We start from the raw sequence: 23,445 nt of genomic DNA on the forward strand, positions 1-23,445 counted from the left end.
GAGAAAAAACATAAAATCTTAGTTAAAACCGACACCAAATAAAAACCGCCTCATTTTGGTAAATGAGACGGCTTCTTATTTTTTCTATATTTTCAGAAAACCGCAAACCTCCGGCACAGATTAAATTTTATGCTGAAAGCTGAAATTCAGCATTTCCGCAAGCCGTTCAGATTTTATATGTTTTCCTTTTGAAGTTTTGTCATGATCATACTCCGGCAAAGCCAGTTGGTTTGCCGTAGCTTTTTCAGTATAATAAATTTCCTTGGCAGGGTGTTCGGGATAAGCGGCATTAAAAGTGGTTCCCCAGGCTTCTTTTTCAATGATTTTCCTGATAATTTCAATACCATCTTCCTGCTGAATGAGATTCACAGGGGCTTCAGGATTCGTGAGCCCGGTCCTGCCGGAAAGAAAATTCACAGGATGCCGGTCTTTGCCAATTAAGCCTCCAAATCTTAAAATGCTGGTCTCAAATTCAGAAGAAGCTTTTAATATTTTCTCTGCGGAAATAATCTCTTCAGCGGCCCTGGAAGAAGCATTTGCCGGCATATCTTCTGTATAAACCGGGAAATCTTCAGTATCTTCATAAACCGAAGTGGAGCTAATAAAAAGCACTTTTTTAATCCTGCTTTTCCTGAGATAGCCAAGCAGTATTTCTATTTTTCCGCTGAAATCTTTTTCCGGATCCTTTCTAAGGCCAGGAGGGATATCAATAATAAGAATTTCGGCATCAGAGAGGAAGGCACTTAGATCTCCCTGCACTCCTTCAGGCAATAATTTAATTTGATATGGGGTAATATTCTCCTCCCGTAGCTTTACAATTTTCTCCCTGGAAGTGGTAGAGCCTTTCACGCTATAGCCGTCTTCAATAAGCCTTTTGGCCAGGGGAAGTCCCAGCCAGCCACATCCTAAAATGGCGATATTGGTAATTTGCATCAGTTTGCTTTAATTTTTAATAGAGCTTTTTTCTTCTGAATTTTTATCCAAATTAATCCTTTTCCTAATGATCACGGCATCATTAACTACAAAAGGCCTCGGAATCATCCAGCTTTCCCGGGCAGGTACATGCAATTGCTTGTTGTCCAGAAGGTCATAACTGGATTCATATAAGGTAAATTCCGGAACTTGATCCTTTTCAAGGCTAAAATTTATCCTTAGGGTATCCCTGCTTCCTGAATGGTAAAGCAATAAACGCCCTTTCCGGCGAATATTTTGTGCCAGGTTAACAGGATCTGCGGTTTGTCCATTTACCTGAAATTCTTCAAAATCCAGGTCTTTTCCTGTAAAAAGTTCCATCCGGTTCACCTTCCGGTTAGGTGCGATTTTAAGGGAATATTGGCTGAGATTAGCAGAACTTACCGTTTTTTTCAACATAACATTGGGTTCTTTTAGCGCTACCGCAGGGGCAGGAGCCTTATAAGTAAATCTGCTCCCGTACTTGCTGTCAAAATTTGTGTTTTCGGCAGTTTCGGGTGGCGGATTTTTGCCAAAAAATTTACCTGTCCATTCGTCCAGGATATGATCGTAAGAATACCAGTAAGCGTTATTTTTATCGGCATCATAAAGGTAAATCAGGCTGTTTGGCTTTGGACGTTCCTCATTAAATCCGGAAGTAAGATGGGCTTTCACTAAAAAACATAGAAAAATGATAAAGCTTATTACGGCCAGCAGCCTGTTCCTTTTAAAATAGGCAAATACGGGGTACAAAAGTGCGAATAGCAGCACCGTTAAAATGGCAGAAACAAAGAGTATTTTTAATCCCAGTGCCACGGGAAAAGCATCTACAAAAGGCTGTAAAATAAATACCGCGGGTAAGGAAAGCAATGCCATGAGCAGCAGGTTTGGTCGGCTTTGTCTCATCATGACGAACAACTGAATAAGGCTGAAGAAGAACGGAATAAGAAAATATGCCGCTCCTTTTAAGTAAAACGAGGTAAGGCAGCAAATGAAAAGCCAGAAGCACATAGGGGCGACAAAAAAAGAAGCTTTTTCTTGGGAATAGGCAGATTTCCTGTAAGAAAAAAATGAAATGCCAAGGCCAAGAAAAATGGCGCCGTAAATGTAGGAATAGCCGTTATAAGGAAATCCCTGCTCAATCTCGGCATATTGCGGATAGATTATCAGGCAAAATTCCCAGAGCAGGTAAACGGCCAGCGCAGAGCCTAAAAGGCTAATTAGAAAAGGCACAAAACCTTTAAAAATAGATTTAAGATCCAGTCGATCTGAGGAAAGTCCGTAAATGAGTAAGGCGGCAAACAGCAGCAGGGACAGGATTAGCAGAGGGAAAATCCATGCAAAGGGATAACTTATTATTTTGCCGAAGGGCAGGTTGAAATATAGAACCTCTTCAGCAGCATCCAGCTGCAGGCTGGCATCTTTAAAATAATAGAGTAATGCCATAAGATAATTACCCTGCTGCGCCAGGCTTTCTTTATCTAAATTTTTAGGAAGATCTGTGGCGGTGTGGTAATTAAAATGCTCATCTATAAAGGCAAAATTAAAGCCGTTAATATTCCCCTGTTCCCTTAGCACGGTTAGATCGGTATCATTTGGAAGCATTTTATAAACACTGTAGGCCAGGGAGTTGGTAACAGGAAATTCGGGTGCGGCTGCTTTAAAAGCTTTTATTAAAGCTGAATTTGCAGTATTGGTTTCCAGCAGCATAAAAGAATTGCCCCCACTGCCTCGGGATTCAAAATTTAGCGCAAGTTGTACATCTTTGGCCCAGGGATGTTCTTTAATAAATAATTCTGCCCCGTTTAATCCCAGCTCTTCGGCGTCTGTAAACAGGAGAATTATGTCATTTTGATGAGGCACACTATCGGCAAGAAATGCCCGTATTCCTTCCAGAATTGTGGCAACGCCACTTCCGGCATCGCTGGCGCCGTAAGAAGAGTGGGGGTCACTGTCATAATGCGTCATCAAGGCCAAAGCCTGCCCGTCGCCTGTGCCTTCTATGCGGCATAATATGTTTTGCGGATGCGCCATTTCCCCGGCTTTATTAAGGCTGAAGCCCTCCTGGACCTGAACCTGTAAATTCATTTCCTGCAATTCCTTCACAATATAATTTCTAACCTCATTGTGAGCTTTGCTTCCTACATAATGCGGATCTTGGGCAATTTGCCGGACATGCCGGAAAGCCCGGCCGGTAGAAAATTGTGTAGCGGGCGCGTCTACAGGTTGTATTTGGTAAGGGGAATTGCCATAATAGCTTAGCCAAACAGCTGTAATTATAAGCAGGAAAGCGGGAAGCGCAGATAATTTCTTCGGCATAAAGGAGAAAGTATGGCAGTAATTATTTCATTTTAAAGTTAATTAAGTTTTAGCTGAAAAAAGAATATTTTAAGCTACAGATGAGAATAATTTAAAATTGGTTATATTTAAATTATTAATAATCAAAACTTTATAATTATGGCCGTGAAGAGTTTTCAAGGGAAACGTGCCGAGCCGGAGAAGCCTGCAGATCCCGCAATGTTGGTTGAAGATTACATGAGTACATCACTAATCACTTTTAGAAAAGAGGAAAAAGTGGTGGATGTAATTGAAAAACTTATTGAAAATAATATTTCAGGAGGACCTGTGGTAAATGAAAATAATGAATTGCTGGGCATAATTTCTGAAGGGGACTGCCTGAAACAGATTTCTGACAGCCGTTATTATAATATGCCTATGGAAGATCTCACGGTAGAAAAACATATGACTTGTAATGTGCAAACCATAGACGGCAAAATGAATGTGTTAGATGCCGCTAAAAAGTTTATTGAGCTAAAGCGCAGGCGTTTTCCTATTCTGGAAGACGGGAAACTGGTGGGGCAAATAAGTCAGCGGGATGTTTTAAGGGCTGCTTTGCGGTTAAAAGGAGATACCTGGTGGGGCTAATTTTTCTTTACCAGGGCATAGAAATCATTATCTAATGGGAGATAGCCCTGGTCATATACAAAATAATAAACGGTCCCGGTTTTGGTTGTGTAGATGCTGGTAATGAGGTTAAAGCTAAAGCCTTTTTCCAGTAATCTGGCCTTACTGGTTTTACCTTTGTTTTCCGGGTTTAATTCCTGCAGGATCTTATAATTTTTCCGCAACTGGTTGTTAACATTTCTAACCAGTATATTTTCGTTGCGGTTTGCCTTATTATGGTGAGCGTTACGGCAATAATCACTGCAGAATTTTTTATCCTCACGGCCAACCAGTTTTTCTCCACATTCCAGGCAATTTTTCTGCATAAATTAAAGATAAGTAAAAAAGTTAATGCAGTTGCACCAGTTTTTCCAATTCAAAATAATCATTTCCTGTTTTTTCGCATTTCTGCTTGTCGCATGGGCATGACATCTATGGTAGAAAAAAGCTGTTCTATGCTTAGCAAATCTGTTTTTGTAAGCTTGGTGCCGCCATCAAGGCCTATAAGCTGAACTTCAAAATTAGCATTTGTGCGCTTGAGCTCCTGGTAAAGTTTGCTGCTATTCTTCCATTCCTCATCATCCTTAAGTCCGTTTTTATAAGCTTCAGGAGAAATTTTGAAAATAATGAGTTTTCTTTCTTGAAGTCCCTCTTCATTTTTTTGTAGTTCCTGTATTTGCTCTTTAAAAACGGAATTTTCAGGATTGGGAGTAAAAATTAATAGCAACCGGTTACTCCATTGATAAGTGGAAAGATCCTGTGCATTGATAGTCTTCATACCAAACAATAATAAAAAAAGCAGAAGTAGTTTTTTCAAGCTCATGCCTTAAATTACGAAAATAAGGCTTTTGCTTCTTTGAAATGCAGAAATAGTTTCAAATGAAAACATAAGCCAGGAAGATCAAAACCCGGGATATTAATATAATTATCTATAACTTAACAGCCCTTTCATTTCTGGTGGAAGGGCTTTACTATTACTAAATTTTTGATCTATGAATATGCGTACCCTTTTTAGTTACCTGTTTTTGCTGGGCTTAATTCTGAATTTACCTTCCATTGCTTTTTCCCAGGAACTTATCCAAAACCTTCCGGGAAGGGAAACGATTAGCCTTAACGGACGCTGGAATTATATTGTTGATCCATATCAAATGGGATATCTGGATTACCGGCAGCAACCTTTTGATCAAAGCGAGTCCGGCAAGGGTGGATTTTATGATAATATTACAGCTGAAGATATAGATTCATCCCAACGCGTGGAGTACGATTTTAGCCAGTCCCCAACATTAAAAGTACCCGGAGACTGGAACTCCCAGGAGGAAAAACTGGAATTATATGAAGGTACACTGTGGTATAAAAGAGACTTCCGTGTAGACCTTCAGGAGAGTAAGCGTTATTTTCTTCATTTTGGGGCAGTGAATTATGAAGCCCATGTGTATTTAAATGGGGAAAAATTAGGAGTGCATAAAGGTGGTTTTACGCCTTTTCAGTTTGAAGTGACCAGCAATTTAAGAGACGGGAAAAACTTTGTAGTGGTTATGGTGGATAATACCCGAAAAAAAGATGAGGTTCCAACCGTAAATACCGATTGGTGGAACTATGGCGGAATCACCCGGGATGTGGATTTAATCATTACTCCTAAAAATTTTATCCGGGATTATAAGGTACAACTGGCAGATAATGATATGAAAATGATTTCAGGATTTGTTCAATTGGATGGCAATCAAAAACAACGACAAATTAAAGTTGAAATTCCGGAACTTAAAATTTCCAAGACCATCAGTGTAAACAATTCAGGGAAAGTGGATTTTGATATCCCGGTGAAGAATGTAGATTACTGGTCGCCAAAGAACCCAAAATTATATGAGGTTAAAATATCTACTGAAAATGATGAAATTCAGGATGAGATTGGTTTTAGAACAATAGAAACAAAAGGCCAGGATATTCTATTAAACCAGCAGTCAGTTTTCCTGAAGGGAATATCCATACATGATGAAAATCCTTTTACAGAAGGTAGGCTGCGCAATGAGGGCGATATGAGAATGATGTTGAGCTGGGCTAAAGAACTTGGTTGTAATTTTGTTCGGCTGGCACATTACACCCATAATGAGAAAATGCTTCGCCTGGCAGATGAAATGGGCCTTATGGTATGGGCAGAGATTCCTGTGTACTGGACCATATCCTGGGAAAATATGGAAACTTATGAAAATGCTGAAAATCAATTGGCCTCTGGTATTATAAGAGACAAAAATAGGGCAAGTATTATTATATGGTCTGTGGGAAATGAAACCCCGGTTACCGAAGCACGAAATGATTTTATGGGAAAATTAATCGCTAAAGCAAGGCAACTTGATGACACCCGGTTAATAGCTGCTGCACTGGAGGTGGAAACAGAAGGTAATGTGGCGGTTGTTAACGATCCTTTGGGTGAAAAACTGGATTTGGCAAGTTTCAATGAATACGCAGGCTGGTATTGGGGAGAACCGGAAAATATGTCTCAATATACGTTCGATATTAAATATAATAAACCTGTGGTAATAACCGAATTTGGAGGAGGTGCACTTGGAGGTTTTCATGCAGATAACACCACGATGTGGAGCGAGGAGCATCAGGAATATCTTTATGAACAACAATTAAAAATGCTGGATAAAATAGAAGGCCTTAGGGGAATGACGCCGTGGATACTTGTAGATTTTAAATCGCCAAGAAGAAATCATCCGGTTTATCAGAATTTCTGGAATAGGAAAGGACTTATTTCTGAAACCGGGGAAAAGAAAAAAGCCTTTTATATACTTCAGGATTATTACCAGAATATGAATTAAAATTTTCAGAAGTGAATAGTTTTTAAAAACCTGCTCACTTCTGAAATTTCTGCTTTATTCGAGATATTTTTCAGCATAGTCTATAAAATAAGGCCAGTTTGGGATTACAGTATGGCCTCCCTCATGCTTGCGGAAAGCAATTTCCCCTTCTGTAATGGCTTCATGACCTTCAGGATAAGTTGAAGTGCCGAGACCTTTTTTCCCTAGTAGTTCATAAACAGGACCCGCATGAAGCCCACCTAAAAACATCCCTTTGGCATCTATCCATTTCCCTTCAACATCAGGGTCGCCAGAACTTATAAAAACAGGCCTTGGTGCGGCCATGGCAATTAATTCATGCGCATCAACAGGAAGGTCATTAGGAGTTAAAGGCCCGGCATATTTAATGAAATTTGGCGCAAACCAATGATATTCTGCAGACGAGGCGAGATTTTCTACCTGTTCCCCATATTCCCTTCTCAGGATTTTTGTCCCTCCTGCGCCGGAAGAACCTATAAAACCAATTGCGAACCTTGGTTCGTAAGCCATTGCTACAATAGCGGCTTTACCGTAGCGGGACAAACCTTCAATTCCAACTTTATCAGCATTCACATCGGGATTTGTCTCAAAATAATCCAGTGCGCGGCTGGCGCCCCAGGCCCATGCGCGAAGCGCCCCCCAGTCATCAACTTTTCTTGGTTCACCTTTATTTACTAAACCTATTATTCCCTGCCGTAGCCCGGCACCATTATCTGCCTGATAGCTGGTGGGAATCAAGATCGCATAACCCCAGCCTTTTTCAAGGAGCTGTTCCTGCCATGGAGTGCCTTCAGGTTCCGGCCTTTTGAAATTTGCCGGCCAGTTCCATCCAAATTCCATCATTACGGGAACAGGTTTTTCAGGATTTTTAGGAACTGTAAGCGTAAGGTCAATATTTACTTCAATTTCAGGGTAGGAAGAGTTATCTACATGCCCCTGCAATTTCTTGAGGTTAACGGGTATATTTCCTATTACAGAATCTGTTTGATTTAGCACCTCCCAGGTCACTCCGGGAACATTTTCCGGTACCCGGCCATAGATCTCGCGGTCAAAATCTTCTTTTATTTCAGCTCTTCTTTTTTTCCAATCTTCAGCAGAAGTCACTTTAGAACCATCTTTAAAAGTTAGCGGGTTCGGCAGGCTATCATAAGGAGAAGCCTTGGATTCATCAGCATTTGCGGCGTTGGGATCATTGGGATTGCCTGAAGGTCCCGTCCTTAATTCCTCAATTCCCAGCTTTTGCATCATCAGCTGGTGATCTTCATAGCTTAATTTATTAATACTGTCCCTGTCTTTTTGAGAAAACTGGGCAAAACAAGTTGTGCTGGCGGCTACTGAAAAAAGCAGTATTAAAAATATTTTATTCATCGAGCAAAGATTTTACAGCGTTTACCAGGTAAATATACCTGGCTCCAACATTTATTACATATTCATTTTCTCCCCATAAAAAAGGCCAGTCTTCCCGGTTTTCAGGAAAATCAGGTTTCAGGATCAAAACTCCGGGAACAATTCCGCCGGCGATAAAAGAGAAGTCGGTGCGATTCATTCCATAAGCCACCTTCTTGGATTTTGTTCCCACACCGGAGACAAATGAAATTGAAGAATCTGGATGAGTGCCGTAAATATAATTCAGGCCCTTGAATATGTATTCTTTATCAATGAGTTCGGGAAAAGCAGTATGCAACAAATAATTATTCATCGCGAAGCTGATTATCTGACCGTTACCTGCCCATCCTCCACGGCCAATAGGTACGCCAAAGGGATTTTCAGCAGAAAAGGAATCGAGTTCGGTTTTATATGCTTCTGTTCTAGCTCTTAATTTTTCTTTGAATGAATTATTCATATATGGCAATGCTTTTACGGCCAAACCTGCATGGGAAGCGAAATTGCTGTCAATTACAGGCCACATTTCCTCAAGTCTTTCAGCATATTTTTTATCACCGGTAGCCAAAAGAAGCTCTACCGCCGCTTTTATTTCTTCATCTTCAAGGTTTCCGCCGGTAGTATTTCCATGATGAAAAAGATCTGGTTCTTTAGAATGTTCTTCCTTCCATACTTTTTCCGCAGTATCTAATGACTCGATAGAAAGAGTATCATTATACCCGCTCAAAATCCTGCTTGCTGCAGCGAGCGCGGCGATGGATCCATAATTTAAAGCTGTGGATTTACTGGTAAAGGCCCAGCGATCATCAAATTTGCCACTTTTATAACCATTGGATTCCAGCGAATCCATAGATTCATCATAAATTAGGTTATCGGTCATTGTAAGTCCGTCTCCAAGATGAGTGTACTGCGAAATATCCGGAACAATAATTCCCGGAATGGCGTGCCCAACGGCACGGTATTGTGCAATAAGTGCCAGGGTCCCGTGTTCAACTTGCTGAAGTACATCGGGTTTTCCATCTGGGGTATGGAGATCTACATATTTAGCATCATAATCTACCAGTGTCTGATCACGGTCAATATTGAAATCTTCATAAGCATGAACAAGGTTTAAAACCACATCATACTGGGTTTGCGTCCTAATATCGTAGTCTCCCGCATCGTACCATCCTCCAATATTAAGGCCGGGGATATGTTCACCGGGTTCATATTGGGTATCTGTGGTGGGACCCTGCGCATAAAGGTCAAAATGTTCATGATCTACAGGCGCCTGCAAGGCATCATCAAGATGCGAGGCCCCATGCCAAACCCGATAAGCTTCATTAATAAGCATATGATCCATTTGAACAGGGAAATACACATCATTGGTAGGATACCAGGCTTTGTTGTAAACATCTTCTGCAATTCTGAAAGGAGTGGAAGTTTCTCCACCGTAGCTTATAGTATACGTTCCCGGTTCTTTTACTTCTGAAAAATCAAAAATGATATAGTTGTACCGGGTATAGTTTCCCCAGTCTTTTAGATTCCCATTTTTCACTTCAACCTCTTCCCCGGAGGGAGTTATTTTCTTTAGTGTAGCGGTGGTTTCAGGGACTGAATTATCATCCAGTTCTATTATCGCAACTTTATTTTGTGCCGGATGATAGCCTACCTGGGAATGGGCTATTACAGGTTTACGGCTCCAGTTGGGAATGGCATTTGGAGCAACAAACCATTCCAGTACTTTTCCTGTTTTTCCTGCAGGTAAAAGGCTGCGAACCACATACCATCCATTTTGGGCTTTATCGCGCCCGTCATGGAGCATAAGCGGAAGATTCTCTGAAGTAATCGTCACCCTGCGTTCAGGATCTCCGGGAGCCAGAACCAGTTTATGGCCTTTGGCAAAAGGTTTGGGAGCAGTATTTCCAGCAGCATCCCGCTCCATATCGCTGCTGGGATACATCGGGAAAAGGCCACTTTTGTTATCCATAAAATATGTTTTTTCCCAATAAGCGGAAGGAACAAATTCCAGGTTGAAACCGGCTTTCCCTACCAGGTCTTCAGGTAAAGGATTTTCAAGATGCACGCTTAGGAGTACCCCGTCATCCTTAGCTTCTGCCCGAATCATGTAATTAAAATCGTAGTCAGGGTAAGATTGATAAGTGTCTACACGGCCGGTAGCTTTATCTACCTTACGCTCTGTAAAAGTTGGTATAGCGTCCCACTGCTCGGGAGTGGCATGCAATCGCACATCTCCGTTAGTAGCAGTACGTTCGCCATGGTGAATAATCTCGATCCCGCTGATTTTGGAATCACTAAAAAGCCCGTTATACCAGTTGTTAAAGGGCAGAATATTTACCCCGGGAGTTTCAAAATACTCTTCCTCATTTAGGCTGAACTTTGTGCCTTGCGCAAAAACAGAATTACCAAAGACAATGCTAATTATGATGGAGAGAGCAAATTTTTGAAAGCGTAATGGTGAAAGTAACTTAAATTTTTCAGCAGATGGAAAATAATTTTGCTTCATGGGAACTTGTAAATAGAGTTATAGATTATCTAATCAGGACTCTAATTTACGCAATCGGTTTCGTAAATGCTGGTAATTTTTGAAAAAACTGTCAGCAATTGCAGCTATTTCCAGGGAATAGCGGCTATAAATTAATTTCAAGCTTCTTCTTATATCTGAAAAACAATTGAGAAACCGGGATTAACATTAAGCCGGTAAAGATGAATAGCAGAAAAGATAATTTTAAACTGAAGGCATCGGCTAAATAACCAATTAAAGGTGGTCCCAGTAACATTCCCACAATTCCATAAGTGGCAATAATAGAAATGGCCATTCCTGCAGAATATTTTGGAGAAGTTCCCGCCAGGGTAAAAGTCATGGGTATAATTGCGGCCACTCCAAGGCCTACCATGCTAAAGCCAATAATAGCGGGCCAGAAGTAGGGAAAAATTACAACGGTTAATATTCCCAACGCCACAAGCAGAGAGCTAATAATGTATGTTCTTTCCATGCCAATTTTCTCAATAATAAAGTCTGAAAAAAACCTGGAGAGCGCCATAAAGATCATAAAGATGAAGTAGCCTAAAGTAAAAATTTCTTCCCCAATAACTTCTTTAAAATAAACACCACTCCAATCGAACATACCGCCTTCACATAAAGCAGCGAAAAATACCAGGAGTCCCAGATATAAAATGAATTTATCAGGTTTTCCCAGTTTTAATTTATTTCCTCCTGGTGCACGGTCATTCTCCAATAAAAAAGGGTAGGCAGCAATTGCCAGAATTAAGGTGAGTACGGCTACTATTAAAAGATGCTGTGGCATTGATACATTTAACTTCAGCATAAGGGTGGAAAATCCCACTCCGGTTAAGCCGCCGGTGCTCCATAAACCATGAAAAGAGCCGTTAATTTTCTTGCCAAATTTGTTTTGCAGCGTTACTGCCTGGGTATTCATGGCAATATTTAATATTCTCATGCAAAACGAGAATATACAAATGGAGGTTACAAGAAGGACCAAATTGCCGGAGCTTCCAATTAAATACAAAGCCAATGCGAAGAAAACAGAGGCAATTGCCAGGGGGCCGCGGCTGTTAAACCGGGAGACCAGCCAGCCGGAAACGGGTAAACCTATAAGGCTGCTCACCGGCATGGCCAAAAGTAGACTGCCCAGTTCTGCTTCGTTAAAATCAAAAAGGGTCTTTATTGTAGGTATCCGTGAGGCCCAGGTGGAAAAACAGAAGCCCGCCAGGAAAAAATATATACTAAGGGAAATGCGTTGCTTCTTTTTGGTTTCCATGTTACTTGTGAAAAATGCAAATATCTATGGTTATTCCTTAATAGAAAAACCAACTTAATTTATTTTCCGTTTTATTCTAAAAGAGTTTCCAGGGCAGAGAAATCTTCGATATAAAAATTGGCAAATTTGCTCCTGGGCTGGTTTAATTTCGCGACCTGTATGGTAGTCATTCCCAACTGGTATCCCGCCTTTAATTCCGCTTCGGCTTTGTCGCCAATAACATACATGTCTTGAGGTTTTATTTTCTTGTTGTGAAGAACTTCTTTCAGGATATCTCTTTTAGAAGGCCTTGAGGCGTATAATGTATTGCTTATATGCATTTCAGAAAATATTGTTTCCAGCTTCAGGGCGCGTATTTTTGCTTCCTGAAGTTCTTTAAATCCTTCTGAAACCAAAACTTTTTCATGAGGGAGCTTGTTTACAAGCTGAAAATCATCAAAGCTTTCCAGCTTTAGCTGAAAAGTACTTTTCCTGAAATTAGAGGCAAACGCTTCTTTGACTTCTGTGGTTACATTAAATTTTTCAAAAACCGAAGCGAATGAATTTCTTTTTAATTCTTCCAGGATTTTGCTGGTGGTTTCTTCAGAATAATAGCAGGCGGCGGTTTCAGCAAAAATATTCAGTAGTTCCCGTACTTTTTCTTTAGGAATACTGGCTGAAGGAAAAATAGTGTTGTCCAGGTCAAAAATCAGTAGTTTTTCCATTTCCGCTTTATTACTTCTGCGTGCATATGTGCTAATTTTATTCGTACGCCATTCCCACATAACCTACCCAATGCTGTGTATTGGCCGGTGCGGTGGTTCCCATACCTATATCTTTTACTTCTATATGGGTGTTGTGAATACTGCTTCGGTAATCTATTTTCTTTCCATAAAGCGGATTTCCATCGAGGAGCAGGTTGAGGTTATTAGCCAGAAGTAATCCAAAGGGAACAGAGTACCTGCCGCACCAGGTCCATTTGTATTCTTTATAATCTTTTTCCTGAACAGTGGCTTTGGTGAAATCTCTTATTTTTTCATTATCGATTGTTCCGCTAAGGAATTCGTTGCTAATATCAAGATCCTTTTGCCTGGCTTTTGCAGTTCCTAAAATGTCCGTTCCGTAAGGAGCAAGGTTACTTCCTCCCCAATCCTCATCTCCATAATGTATGGCATCTGTAGATATCACCACCGCGACGTCTTTCCCGTACTGCAAATTTTCTTCCTTCATAATTTGATATAGTGCGCCTGCCAAATCCCCTGAAAACTTTCGCATATCTGTGTACTTCATATAGGGAACCAGTAATGGAATTATTGTTGTTTTGGGGTTGTTCTTTTTAAGAAATGGCGTGATGGCCTCCAGGGAATGTTCGGTCTGCATCATACTGTCGTGTACTATGAAATCCTGTGAAGGCAATTTTTGAATTAATTTGTCCCGAATTGGTGAAACTTCAATGTTTCCATAAGGGCTTTTCCATTGCTGATATGAACCAAAAACAATTTTATCCTGTAGTTTAAAATTACGTGCTTTATGCGCCACTCCAACCAAAATAATGGTCTGCGCCTTAATGCCCGCCAGGGTTTTATTATAAAGTCCTGCGGCATAAGCATAATCGTCATGTGGGGAAATTACTGCTTTATAAACTTCAGGGGTTACTGTTTTATCTTCAGCATCCATTCGCGCCATGATGCTGTCCATTTGCCATTCATATTGCGCGAAACCAACAGTATCTTTTTGGTTCCTTATCTTTTGGGCAATCAGGTTAAAAGATGAGAAAATAATTATAAGTTTTGGAAGCAAAAGGGCACAATATCTTATTTTCATTGGGAATAGAGATGGTTAATATTCTGGTCTTGACTGCATTTAAGGTACTTAATTAAAAGAGAAAAGATAAAGTTTTAGTCCTTTTTCAAAACAACAATTTTTCCCTGAGGCCTTGTCATAATAGAAAAGATTCCATTGTTCTCAAAATTAATAGCTTCAATATAAACACAAACAGAAGCTCCTCTATCTCTATCAGTTTCTTTTAGAAAAAAATTATCGTGCTGGAGTTTTTCACCATCACATTCCTTTACAATTTCATATTTACCAGTGGATCTTAAAACCTCTGCATGGTATCGCTTTACAGTGCCATCTTCAAAGTAAATGATTTTATCCTGACTGGAATTTTCATAATGCCAGGATCCGATAATTTCTTTTTCTAACTCCGCTTTTGATTGTTGATTCTGGGCAGAAAGTTGTTTTGTAGTTAAAAGAAATAGAAAAAGAACTTTGAGAGATTTCATCATATTAATTTAAATTGAGGGATTAAATTTTAGAATTTATTTTGCAGACTGTGTTATGGTAACGGCATCAAAATAATTACCACTTTGCAGGCCTATTATCAATATTCTTTCAGAAGCTGTGGTATTCTGCGACATTTCTATATAAAGTTCCTTAGCACTTCTTCTTTCTACAAGAAATTCATCTTCATTAATAAAAAATTCACCATCTGAATTTTCAGTTTGTTCATAATCTGAATTTCCATTCAAAGACACCTGGGTAATCCACCAGCCTTCTTTTCCAGTATTCAAAATAACAGAATTTTCTGATGCTGAAAATTGTATCTCTTTCCGGGATAGTTCGATGTTATCATCCCAATCTCCTTCTTTTTTGGGAGAACAGGAAAATAGTACAGCTGTAGTTACAAGAAATAAAATAAAATTTGAATTTTTCATGGTTGATTTTATAGGGTATTTAAAGTAAGAATTTTTTTTGGAAGTATAGAGGGCTGCTGGATATCCTTAAAAATTCAGCAAAACCAAGGTAATCTCCATTTTTAAGCGTTTATAAACGAATATAAGCGTAAGCAAATAATTGCCAGACGATTCCTGCTGAAGTGCTGCCGTATGTTTGTCCTGTTGAAATGAACTAATGATTTTCAACTGCAATAAATTCTATAGTTATGAGCACTCTAAGAAACAAAGTACAATTGATTGGCCACGTAGGCAACAATCCTGAAATCGTTAATCTTGAATCAGGTAAAAAACTGGCAAAATTCTCTATTGCCACAAATGAGAGTTATAAAAATTCCAAAGGAGAAAAAATTACCGATACGCAGTGGCACAATATCGTGGCCTGGGGCAAAACTGCGGAACTGGTTGAGAATTATGTTCCAAAAGGCAAAGAAATAGGGATTGAAGGCAAGTTGACCAGCAGGAGCTACGAAGATAAAGACGGACAGAAAAAGTATATAACCGAAGTGATTTGTAATGAACTTCTGCTAATTGGAAAATAAAATTCAGTCTTAGTGAGAATGAATACTAAAAGCCTTCCTGTCTGAAATTCTCAGGCAGGAAAGCTTTTATTGTAAAAAAAGAAACAAAAACTGTCTCTAAGCGTTCCAAATTAATCAAATTCTACACCTTTTTTAGCCTAAAACCACTGCCGCTTATCGTCTATAAAACTAATAGCCGAGATGGGAGTGTCGCAAATGGCCAAGGCAATTTCCAGAAGTTCGTTAAGGTCCGCATCCGGCTCAGTATCTAAAATCTTATAATCCAGTAACTCCTGTAGGCGTTCTTCTTCATTCATTTCTGGGGCCTTGAAACGGGTAAAATAAAACTTTTGCTAAAATCAGGAAAAAGGAATAAGAACAGAAAAGCACCATTTTTTGATGCTATTCGAGTGTATCATCTTTTATTTTGACGTTCTAATGCTCTTCTGCTTTCCCTGCACTACTGGGTATCCTTATATTTTCAACTATTTCCTGAACGTCTTCCGGCGGAGCCGCGGTAAATCTTGAAATAATTATGGAAATAAAAATGTTTACAAACATGGCTATGGCGCCAAAACCTTCAGGAGAAATCCCGAACCACCATTCTGAAGAAGGTAAAGGTTCCAGTATACCTATTAACCCGGTTTTAAACCGAACCATGTAAAAGAGCATCAGAGTTATTCCCACTACCATTCCGGCAACAGCACCTTCCTTGTTCATCCTCTTATCGAAAATTCCCAAAACAATGGCGGGGAAGAAGGAAGCGGCGGCAAGCCCAAAAGCGAGGGCCACCACGGCGGCAACAAATCCCGGCGGATAAATTCCGAAGAGACCTGCAATAAGCACGGCAACAAGAATGCTTATTCTCGCGGCCATAAGTTCCTGCTTGTCGGTAATATCAGGTTTTAGTTGTTTCTTAAGCAGATCATGGGAAATAGACGTTGAAATTACCAGTAATAGTCCTGCTGCAGTAGATAAAGCGGCTGCTAATCCCCCTGCGGCCACCAGGCCAATCACCCAGTTGGGGAGCTGTGCAATTTCAGGATTTGCCAGCACCATGATGTCGCGATCCACATAAAGTTCATTTTCATTATCTGTGGAATTGCTAATAAGTCTCTGGCCATAAGCGCCGCGTTCTTCAGTATACACTGGTTTTTCGTCAACTGCTTCGCCTTTTACATACTGGATCTTTCCGTCGTTATTTTTATCGGTCCAGGCGATAAGGCCTGTGTTTTCCCAGTTTTTAAACCATTCCGGTATCTCTTCATAAGATGTTTCACTAACGGTTTCTATTAAATTTGTACGTGCAAAAACAGCAACAGCAGGTGCCGTGGTATATAGAATAGCGATAAGTAACAGCGCCCATCCCGCAGATTTCCTGGCATCCCGAACTTTAGGCACGGTAAAAAACCTTACAATTACATGCGGTAACCCTGAAGTTCCGGCCATGAGCGCCAATGTAATTGCAAAGACATCCCAGGTAGATTTTGCTCCGGAAGTATATTCATTAAAGCCAAGCATGGTATGCAGGTTGTCCAGCTTTTCCAGCAGAAAGGTACCGTCTTCAACCCGGCTGCCCATCCCTATCTGCGGCAGGGGATTGCCCGTCATCTGGATGGAAATAAAAATTGCCGGCACCATAAAGGCAAAAATCAGCACGCAGTATTGGGCTACCTGGGTATAGGTGATGCCTTTCATTCCGCCTAAAAAAGCGAAAACCAGCACTACCACCATTCCTATAATCACGCCCCAGGTTATATCTACCTGCAGGAATTGTGAAAAAACAATTCCAACTCCGCGCATTTGTCCCGCCACGTAAGTAAAAGAAACTATCAGGGCACATACAATTGCAACTGTTCTCGCTGTATTGGAGTAGTACCGGTCTCCTATAAAATCCGGAACGGTGAATTTGCCAAATTTCCGAAGATAAGGAGCAAGTAACAATGCGAGTAAAACATAACCACCGGTCCAGCCCATGAGATAAACAGAACCATCGTAACCGCTGAAGGAAATAATCCCGGCCATAGAGATAAAAGAGGCCGCGCTCATCCAGTCGGCAGCCGTGGCCATCCCGTTGGCTAAGGGTGAAACTCCCCCACCGGCAACATAAAAATCTTTTGTAGATCCTGCCCGCGCCCAGATAGCGATTCCAAAATAAAGTGCAAAACTAATCCCGACGAGCAGCCAGGTCCAAACCTGAATGCTCATAAGTCGTGATGAAATTTAATAGAGTTAATTGGTGTCGTCTTCACTATAGCCAAATTTTTTGTCAAGGGAATTCATTAATCGCACGTATATAAATATTAAAATAACAAACACATAGATAGAACCCTGTTGCGCAAACCAGAAACCGAGTTTAAAACCTCCCAAGTGAAAAGTATTCAGGTAATCTTTAAAAAGGATTCCTGCACCAAAGGAAACAATGAACCAGATACATAAAAGAGTAAGCAGGTACTTTTTATTCTTCTTCCAGTAAATATGGGCATTTTGGTGTTGATCCATTTTATTTAAAAGATATTTTATAAATATATAATTAAAATGTTAAAAATGAATCATAATATCAAAAACGCATAATAAGTATTGCTCAATATTATTTTTCGAAGCTTTTTTTAATTATTGTCGCGGCAGAGGTAATATGCTACTCCCTAATTGCTTCAATCGCATTGGCCAGGTAAACAAAGGGAGCATTCCAGTTGATAGCTATTTCATTGCTTGCATAACTACAACTTTCGTCAATATATGATGTAGCGGGATAATTATGCTTTTCAGTATATAAATTATCACAGCCGGCTTTATCCTGCTGGCCGGGGTTAGGCCCTCCTGCCAGTAAACCAGGAACAGGATCTTCAATGTTATCAGATTCAGAAGGACGGTGGTGGGGATGTCTGGTAGATTTTTCTCCAAAGCCTGTTAGGAAAGAATAGCCGGTGGCATTTCTCCCCAACAGGTAATCCAGGTTTGCAGTTGCGGCATCCAAATATTTCTCCTCTTGAGTAAGAAGGTAAGCCTGGATAAGCAAAATGCCCTGGTTGGCAGTTTCCGAATTACTGCCCCAGGCAAAATCAGAATTTTTTACTCCCATAGGCACCCCGTATGCTGATGTTTTGGAATACTCTACTAATTCGTCTGCCATTGCTAAAATATGCTTCTGGATGGTATTTGTGTTTACAAAATTTTGATCTTCGTATTTCTCCCGATTTCTGAGAAGGGAATATAGTGCCAGCGTATTTACATTTGGCCAGGAGGGAATTTGAAAGGAATTTAAATCTTCTTCTATGGAAGCTTCATCATAATATCTGGCATTTCCGGTGGTAATGAAAAGTTCTGTCGCCGCCCATTGAAATTCATCTTTAACATTGCGGTCGCCATAAGCGCCGGTACTTACTGCAGGATCTTTAAGTTCCCGCTGATTGTAATATTTCCCGGGATGTTCTTTAGCCCACTGGTAGGCATTCTTGCTCATCACCAAAAGAGAGTCAGAAAGCCCGGGAAGTTCTTTTTCATATTTTTTAAAAATCCTGGAAGCCTGCGCGCTTACCGCAGCAAAATCGAGTGTGGCTGCTGTACTTTTTTGCACTACCCACCGCTGCTGCTTTGCTTCAGCAGGCATTACCATAGGATGAAAATTGGCACTGGTAAGCTTGTGATATACGCCTCCATCTTCATCCTGCATGCTCATCATCCAGCGCAAATTCCATAGCGTTTCATCAAGAATATCGGGAAGCTGGTTATCACTTTCAGGAATGTTAAGCCTGAGGTTTTTCATGTATTCCGGGAAATCTTCAAAAAGAGAAAACAAAGTGCCCATGGTAATTCCGCTGTTCACTACATACTTGCCGTAATCCCCGGCATCATACCAGCCTTTTGGACTGGATATTAAAGACCCCGCAGGCCTTGTTGCTGTAGCTGCAGAGTTATGTACTTTCACTTTATTATCTGGATGGCCTGCCATTCTTGCCCATTTCCCGGCGTATTTCTCCGGCAGGTCGGTAGATGCCCTCTGATAATAAAAAGCTTTTAAACTGGCTTTTGCAGGTTCTTTAAGTGCATGATTTTCAATGCTGAAGGGATAGCTGTTTCCCGTGCCGGGAACGTGAAGCAAATACTTTCCAGGAGTGGTGTATGCACTAAAATCTGCCTGTTTAACTGTCTCGCCACTATACGGCCATTCTTTTGCTGCACTTAAATTTCCTGAAAAGACTTTCTTATGATCCCCGGCCCTGATTATCTCGAAAGTCTGGGCCTTAGGATTTACAATTACAGCGGTTTTTGGGCCTTCAGGATAAAAACCTACCTGATTGAGCCTGATGGAATCTGAGGCTTTTTCTGAACTCCTATTTTGACCTGAAGCTGTAATAAATGATGATAATAGAACTAAAAAGAATAGTGTTTTTAAGTTTTGCATGTGCTGCTGTTTTATCTGAAAAGGTATAACCTAAAGATAAACTTATTCAGCATTTTAGAAAGGGGATGAGATCTTTAAATAGTTAAAGCGCAAATCATTTAATTAAAATGTTCAGCTTAAAAATAAATCTGCTGTGCCTGCCGGTAAGTGTTGGCATGTGCGTCCAGAATTATCCTGATATCAGCAGAATAGCCGCCCCCCATACTGCATTGTACAGGAATTTTTAAATCGTGACAGGTTTGCAATACGTACCGGTCCCGTTCTTTGCAGCCTTCAATACTGCAGGATAATTTTCCCAGTTTGTCACTTTCTAAAATATCCACGCCGCTGAGGTAAAAAATAAAATCCGGTTTTTGCTGTTCGATGAGCTTTGGTAAAGTTTTCTTCAAAATTTTTAGATATTCATGATCTCCTGTGCCATCGGGAATTTCAATATCAAGATCTGACTTCTCCTTTTTGAAAGGGTAATTGCCTTTGCCATGCATGGAAAAAGTAAAAACAGAAGGGTCGTTCTGAAAAATTTCGGCGGTGCCATTTCCCTGGTGTACGTCCAGGTCTACAATGAGTATTTTTTCAGCTAAATTTTTATGCTGAAGATAGCGTGCGGCAATGGCCTGGTCGTTTAGAAGGCAGAATGCTTCCCCGCGATGGGAATAGGCGTGATGGGTGCCGCCGGCGATATTGAAAGAAATCCCATTTTCCAGGGCGAAATGGCAGCATTTCATCGTACCGTCTGCAATAATGATTTCTCTTTCGTATAATGCTTTTGAAAGCGGAAATCCGGTTTTTCTTACCTCATGCGGACTCAGCTCCTGGTTCTTTAACCGGAAATAATATTCTTTATCATGAACGGCAAGAATATATTCCTCCTGCGGGATTTCAGGTTGAAAGAAATTTTCTTCCGTACAGGTGCCTTCATGAAGCAGTTGTTTTGGCAATAGCTCATACTTTTCCATCGGGAAACGGTGGCCTTCGGGCAGAGGATGTTTGTAGATGGGGTGGTAGGCTATTTTAAGCATTAAATACTTCTATATGGGAGGGCAAAATTAGAAATCTCATTTGTCATAACCAACCCCTCGACTGCGCTCGGGGAGACACCAAATGCGATGTTTGTTTCAATAAATGTAATTTAGGTAGAAAGAAAGCTCAATATCTTAAATCTAATTGTGTACAAATTTTTTAATACAGCGTTGCATGATGGTAGGTCAACATGCATTGTAAATTTTTCAGTTCGAGCCTGCCTGAGCGGCAGAAAGGCGCAGTCGGTTTTGTCAGTTCGAGCGCAGTCGAGAACTAATCATCTTTAGGCCTATATTTAAAATGGGTTGCATTCCTACATTCGGAAAGGATTTGCAATAGATCAAAATCGCCATTTGCCAATGCTTTCTTCTTTTGTGCACTCCATTTTTTTATCTTCTTTTCGAAAGATATCGCCTGACTAACTTCATTGAATTCCTGATAAAAAATTAACTCCACAGGCCTTCTTTTGTAAGTAAAACTATTTTTGTTTTGATCTGAATTGTGTTCAGCCAACCTTCGTGATATATTATTTGTTATTCCTGTGTATAGTATTTTATCACTGCATTCGACTATATAGACATAATACGATTTCATTAAAATACCATTGGTTAAATAACCCCTCGACTACGCTCGGGGAGACACCCATTTTTTTTAGTTCTTTAACTGAATTGTTTAGGTGCAAAATCTGTGTCTTCAGATTTTAACTAATTTCTGTTTAGTTAGTTCGAGCCTGCCTGAGTGGCAGACAGGCATGTTGGGAACTAATTAATCATACTTCCATTATCCACCCCGGCTTCGTCAGGATTTACAAAAACAAGTTTTCCTTCGGCAGTTTCTGTCATCAAAATCATGCCTTCGCTTTCTACGCCACGTAATTTCCTGGGGGCAAGGTTGGCCAGAACGGTTACTTTTTTGCCCACGATTTCATCCGCGTCGAAATGCTCGGCAATGCCGGAAACCACGGTTCTTTTATCAAGGCCGGTATCGACTTTTAGAACCATCAGTTTTTTGGTTTTTGGCATTTTATGGGCTTCGATAATGGTTCCCACCCTAAGGTCCATTTTGGTAAAATCTTCAAAAGTGGCAATTTCCTTCTGGGGTTCCACTTTGCGGTTTTCGGCTTCGTTAAGAGATTTGGTTGCTTCCAATTTTGCTAACTGTTTTTCTATTTCTGAATCTTCTATTTTGCTGAAGAGCAATTCAGCTTTACCAATTTGATGGCCTGCTTCCAGTAAGGATTTTTTAGTTGCAATCCTGTCCCACTGGGCTTCTTCCCCTTGAACTACAGGTTCTTCTGAAATTTTTAAAATTTCCCGCAGTTTGGCTGAAGTAAACGGCAAAAATGGTTCGCTTAATGTTGCTAATGCCGAAGCGATTTGTAAGGCAATATACATCACGGTTTTTACGCGCTCTTCATCTGTTTTTATCAGCTTCCACGGCTCTTCATCGGCAAGGTATTTATTGCCAAGGCGGGCAAGGTTCATCAATTCTGCCTGGGCTTCGCGGAAACGGTATTTTTCAATAGAACTGGCAATTACCGCAGGGTAGGCTTTGAGTTCGGCAATTGTAGCTTCGTCAACTTCAGAATATTCATTAGGCCCGGGAACAATTCCGTTGTAATATTTATTGGTTAAAACCACAACGCGATTGATAAAATTGCCAAAAATGGCCACCAGCTCGTTGTTGTTTCTGGCCTGGAAATCTTTCCAGGTAAAATCATTATCCTTTGTTTCTGGGGCATTTGCAGTGAGCGCATACCGCAGCACATCCTGCTGATTTGGAAAGTCTTCCAGGTATTCATGCAGCCAGACCGCCCAGTTCTTCGAGGTGGAGAGTTTTTTGCCTTCCAGATTTAGAAATTCATTTGCAGGCACATTGTCCGGCAAAATAAAGTCGCCGTGGGCTTTCAGCATAACCGGGAAAATAATACAATGAAAAACGATATTATCTTTCCCTATAAAATGGACAAGTTTGGTGTTTTTATCTTTCCAGTACGGCTCCCAGTCTTTTCCTTCCCTTTCTGCCCATTCTTTGGTTGAAGAGATGTAACCAATGGGGGCATCAAACCATACATAAAGTACTTTTCCTTCAGCGCCTTCCACAGGAACAGGAATTCCCCAGTCCAAATCGCGGGTCACGGCACGGGCGCGCAGCCCATCGTCTATCCATGATTTTACCTGCCCGTAAACATTCGTTTTCCAGTCGGCTTTGTGGCCTTCCAGGATCCATTCCTTGAGCCAGTTTTCATACTGGTCCAGAGGTAAAAACCAGTGTTTGGTTTCTTTTAAAGCAGGGATGGCGCCGGTAATGGCAGATTTTGGGTTGATGAGGTCTGTGGCATTTAGCGAAGTTCCGCAGTTTTCACACTGGTCGCCATAAGCTTCTTCATTTCCACATTTTGGGCAGGTACCGGTTACAAACCTGTCGGCAAGAAACTGGCCTGCTTCTTCATCATAAAGCTGCCTGGTGGTTTCTTCAATAAATTTACCGTTTTCGTACATCTTTTTAAAAAATTCCGAAGCGGTATCATGATGAACTTTGGCAGTGGTACGCGAATAATTATCGAAAGAAATTCCAAAATCTTGAAAAGACTTCCTGATGATTCCATCGTATTTATCCACAATATCCTGGGGAGTAACGCCTTCTTTTTTCGCTTTTATGGTAATAGGCACCCCATGCTCATCACTGCCGCACACAAAAGCAACCTCCTGGCCATGCATTCTTAAATAACGTGCATAAATATCTGCTGGTATGTAAACCCCTGCAAGATGGCCAATATGTATAGGGCCGTTAGTATAGGGCAGGGCAGCGGTGATGGTGTATCTCTCTGGAGAATTATTCATTTATCTTGTAATATTTTAAGCGTGTAAAGGTAAGCAACTACCCTAT

At 40.6% G+C, this 23,445-nt stretch carries 21 protein-coding genes; 3 read left to right on the top strand and 18 right to left on the bottom strand.

The genetic code is table 11. The features are described from left to right. Nucleotides 1-120: 120 nt before the first annotated feature. The gene (locus AB8M93_RS11080) at nucleotides 121-933 is read right to left on the bottom strand and encodes a Rossmann-fold NAD(P)-binding domain-containing protein (RefSeq protein ID WP_373057653.1); all 813 of its coding nucleotides are present in this window, start codon (nucleotides 931-933) and stop codon (nucleotides 121-123) included. Nucleotides 934-942: 9 nt separating this feature from the next. After that, nucleotides 943-3,270, bottom strand: a complete 2,328-nt coding sequence (locus tag AB8M93_RS11085; RefSeq protein ID WP_373057654.1) for a M28 family peptidase — start codon at nucleotides 3,268-3,270, stop codon at nucleotides 943-945. Between the two features lie 138 nt (nucleotides 3,271-3,408). Here AB8M93_RS11085 and AB8M93_RS11090 point away from each other — a divergent pair, with 138 nt between their 5' ends. Next, nucleotides 3,409-3,876, top strand: a complete 468-nt coding sequence (locus AB8M93_RS11090; RefSeq protein WP_373057655.1) for a CBS domain-containing protein — start codon at nucleotides 3,409-3,411, stop codon at nucleotides 3,874-3,876. On the opposite strand, the gene AB8M93_RS11095 is transcribed toward AB8M93_RS11090, so the two are convergent. Then, nucleotides 3,873-4,220, bottom strand: coding sequence for a hypothetical protein (locus tag AB8M93_RS11095; protein ID WP_373057656.1), 348 nt, complete (start codon nucleotides 4,218-4,220; stop codon nucleotides 3,873-3,875). The two genes, AB8M93_RS11090 and AB8M93_RS11095, sit on opposite strands and share 4 nt — an antisense overlap. A gap of 59 nt (nucleotides 4,221-4,279) precedes the next feature. Further along, nucleotides 4,280-4,672, bottom strand: coding sequence for a DUF4174 domain-containing protein (locus AB8M93_RS11100; protein WP_373057657.1), 393 nt, complete (start codon nucleotides 4,670-4,672; stop codon nucleotides 4,280-4,282). A gap of 214 nt (nucleotides 4,673-4,886) precedes the next feature. On the opposite strand from AB8M93_RS11100, the gene AB8M93_RS11105 reads away from it, so the two are divergent. Then, nucleotides 4,887-6,713, top strand: coding sequence for a glycoside hydrolase family 2 protein (locus AB8M93_RS11105; protein ID WP_373057658.1), 1,827 nt, complete (start codon nucleotides 4,887-4,889; stop codon nucleotides 6,711-6,713). Nucleotides 6,714-6,767: 54 nt separating this feature from the next. On the opposite strand, the gene AB8M93_RS11110 is transcribed toward AB8M93_RS11105, so the two are convergent. The 7 genes from AB8M93_RS11110 to AB8M93_RS11140 all read right to left on the bottom strand — a co-directional run bounded on the left by AB8M93_RS11110 (nucleotide 6,768) and on the right by AB8M93_RS11140 (nucleotide 14,592). Then, nucleotides 6,768-8,099 (bottom strand): glucuronyl esterase domain-containing protein, encoded by a 1,332-nt coding sequence (locus AB8M93_RS11110; protein WP_373057659.1) that lies wholly within the window; start codon nucleotides 8,097-8,099, stop codon nucleotides 6,768-6,770. After that, nucleotides 8,092-10,620 carry a glycoside hydrolase family 9 protein gene (locus AB8M93_RS11115; protein ID WP_373057660.1) on the bottom strand — a complete coding sequence of 843 codons (2,529 nt, stop codon included), beginning with the start codon at nucleotides 10,618-10,620 and terminating at the stop codon, nucleotides 8,092-8,094. The genes AB8M93_RS11110 and AB8M93_RS11115 overlap by 8 nt, the downstream gene beginning before the upstream one ends. 124 nt (nucleotides 10,621-10,744) lie before the next feature. Further along, entirely contained in the window at nucleotides 10,745-11,896 is a 1,152-nt protein-coding gene (locus AB8M93_RS11120; RefSeq protein ID WP_373057661.1) for an MFS transporter, read from the bottom strand. Between the two features lie 71 nt (nucleotides 11,897-11,967). Next, entirely contained in the window at nucleotides 11,968-12,600 is a 633-nt protein-coding gene (locus AB8M93_RS11125) for an HAD family hydrolase (RefSeq protein ID WP_373057662.1), read from the bottom strand. Between the two features lie 37 nt (nucleotides 12,601-12,637). Then, nucleotides 12,638-13,699 (bottom strand): AmmeMemoRadiSam system protein B, encoded by a 1,062-nt coding sequence (gene amrB, locus AB8M93_RS11130; RefSeq protein WP_373057663.1) that lies wholly within the window; start codon nucleotides 13,697-13,699, stop codon nucleotides 12,638-12,640. A gap of 74 nt (nucleotides 13,700-13,773) precedes the next feature. Further along, nucleotides 13,774-14,163 (bottom strand): hypothetical protein, encoded by a 390-nt coding sequence (locus AB8M93_RS11135; RefSeq protein ID WP_373057664.1) that lies wholly within the window; start codon nucleotides 14,161-14,163, stop codon nucleotides 13,774-13,776. 33 nt (nucleotides 14,164-14,196) lie between these two features. Continuing rightward, entirely contained in the window at nucleotides 14,197-14,592 is a 396-nt protein-coding gene (locus tag AB8M93_RS11140) for a hypothetical protein (protein WP_373057665.1), read from the bottom strand. 227 nt (nucleotides 14,593-14,819) lie between these two features. On the opposite strand from AB8M93_RS11140, the gene AB8M93_RS11145 reads away from it, so the two are divergent. Next, a complete protein-coding gene (locus tag AB8M93_RS11145; RefSeq protein WP_373057666.1) occupies nucleotides 14,820-15,152 on the top strand; it encodes a single-stranded DNA-binding protein in 333 nt (110 codons plus the stop codon). A gap of 137 nt (nucleotides 15,153-15,289) precedes the next feature. Here AB8M93_RS11145 and AB8M93_RS11150 read toward each other — a convergent pair whose 3' ends face one another. From AB8M93_RS11150 to metG, 7 genes are all read right to left on the bottom strand, one after another. Further along, nucleotides 15,290-15,448: a hypothetical protein gene (locus AB8M93_RS11150; RefSeq protein ID WP_373057667.1), complete on the bottom strand. Its 159-nt coding sequence runs from the start codon at nucleotides 15,446-15,448 to the stop codon at nucleotides 15,290-15,292. Nucleotides 15,449-15,566: 118 nt separating this feature from the next. Next, nucleotides 15,567-17,339: a sodium:solute symporter family protein gene (locus AB8M93_RS11155; RefSeq protein WP_373057668.1), complete on the bottom strand. Its 1,773-nt coding sequence runs from the start codon at nucleotides 17,337-17,339 to the stop codon at nucleotides 15,567-15,569. Nucleotides 17,340-17,363: 24 nt separating this feature from the next. Continuing rightward, nucleotides 17,364-17,633 carry a DUF4212 domain-containing protein gene (locus tag AB8M93_RS11160; RefSeq protein ID WP_373057669.1) on the bottom strand — a complete coding sequence of 90 codons (270 nt, stop codon included), beginning with the start codon at nucleotides 17,631-17,633 and terminating at the stop codon, nucleotides 17,364-17,366. A 136-nt stretch (nucleotides 17,634-17,769) separates the two neighbouring features. Then, nucleotides 17,770-19,536 carry a glycoside hydrolase family 9 protein gene (locus tag AB8M93_RS11165; protein ID WP_373057670.1) on the bottom strand — a complete coding sequence of 589 codons (1,767 nt, stop codon included), beginning with the start codon at nucleotides 19,534-19,536 and terminating at the stop codon, nucleotides 17,770-17,772. A gap of 116 nt (nucleotides 19,537-19,652) precedes the next feature. Next, complete coding sequence (locus AB8M93_RS11170) at nucleotides 19,653-20,555, bottom strand: histone deacetylase family protein (protein WP_373057671.1); 903 nt, start codon at nucleotides 20,553-20,555, stop codon at nucleotides 19,653-19,655. Nucleotides 20,556-20,829: 274 nt separating this feature from the next. Then, nucleotides 20,830-21,150, bottom strand: coding sequence for a GIY-YIG nuclease family protein (locus tag AB8M93_RS11175; protein WP_373057672.1), 321 nt, complete (start codon nucleotides 21,148-21,150; stop codon nucleotides 20,830-20,832). 167 nt (nucleotides 21,151-21,317) lie between these two features. Then, a complete protein-coding gene (metG, locus tag AB8M93_RS11180; RefSeq protein WP_373057673.1) occupies nucleotides 21,318-23,399 on the bottom strand; it encodes a methionine--tRNA ligase in 2,082 nt (693 codons plus the stop codon). Nucleotides 23,400-23,445: the final 46 nt, after the last annotated feature.

This window comes from Autumnicola aciditolerans (assembly GCF_041679265.1).
In the GTDB taxonomy this organism is placed as follows: Bacteria; Bacteroidota; Bacteroidia; order Flavobacteriales; family Flavobacteriaceae; genus Autumnicola.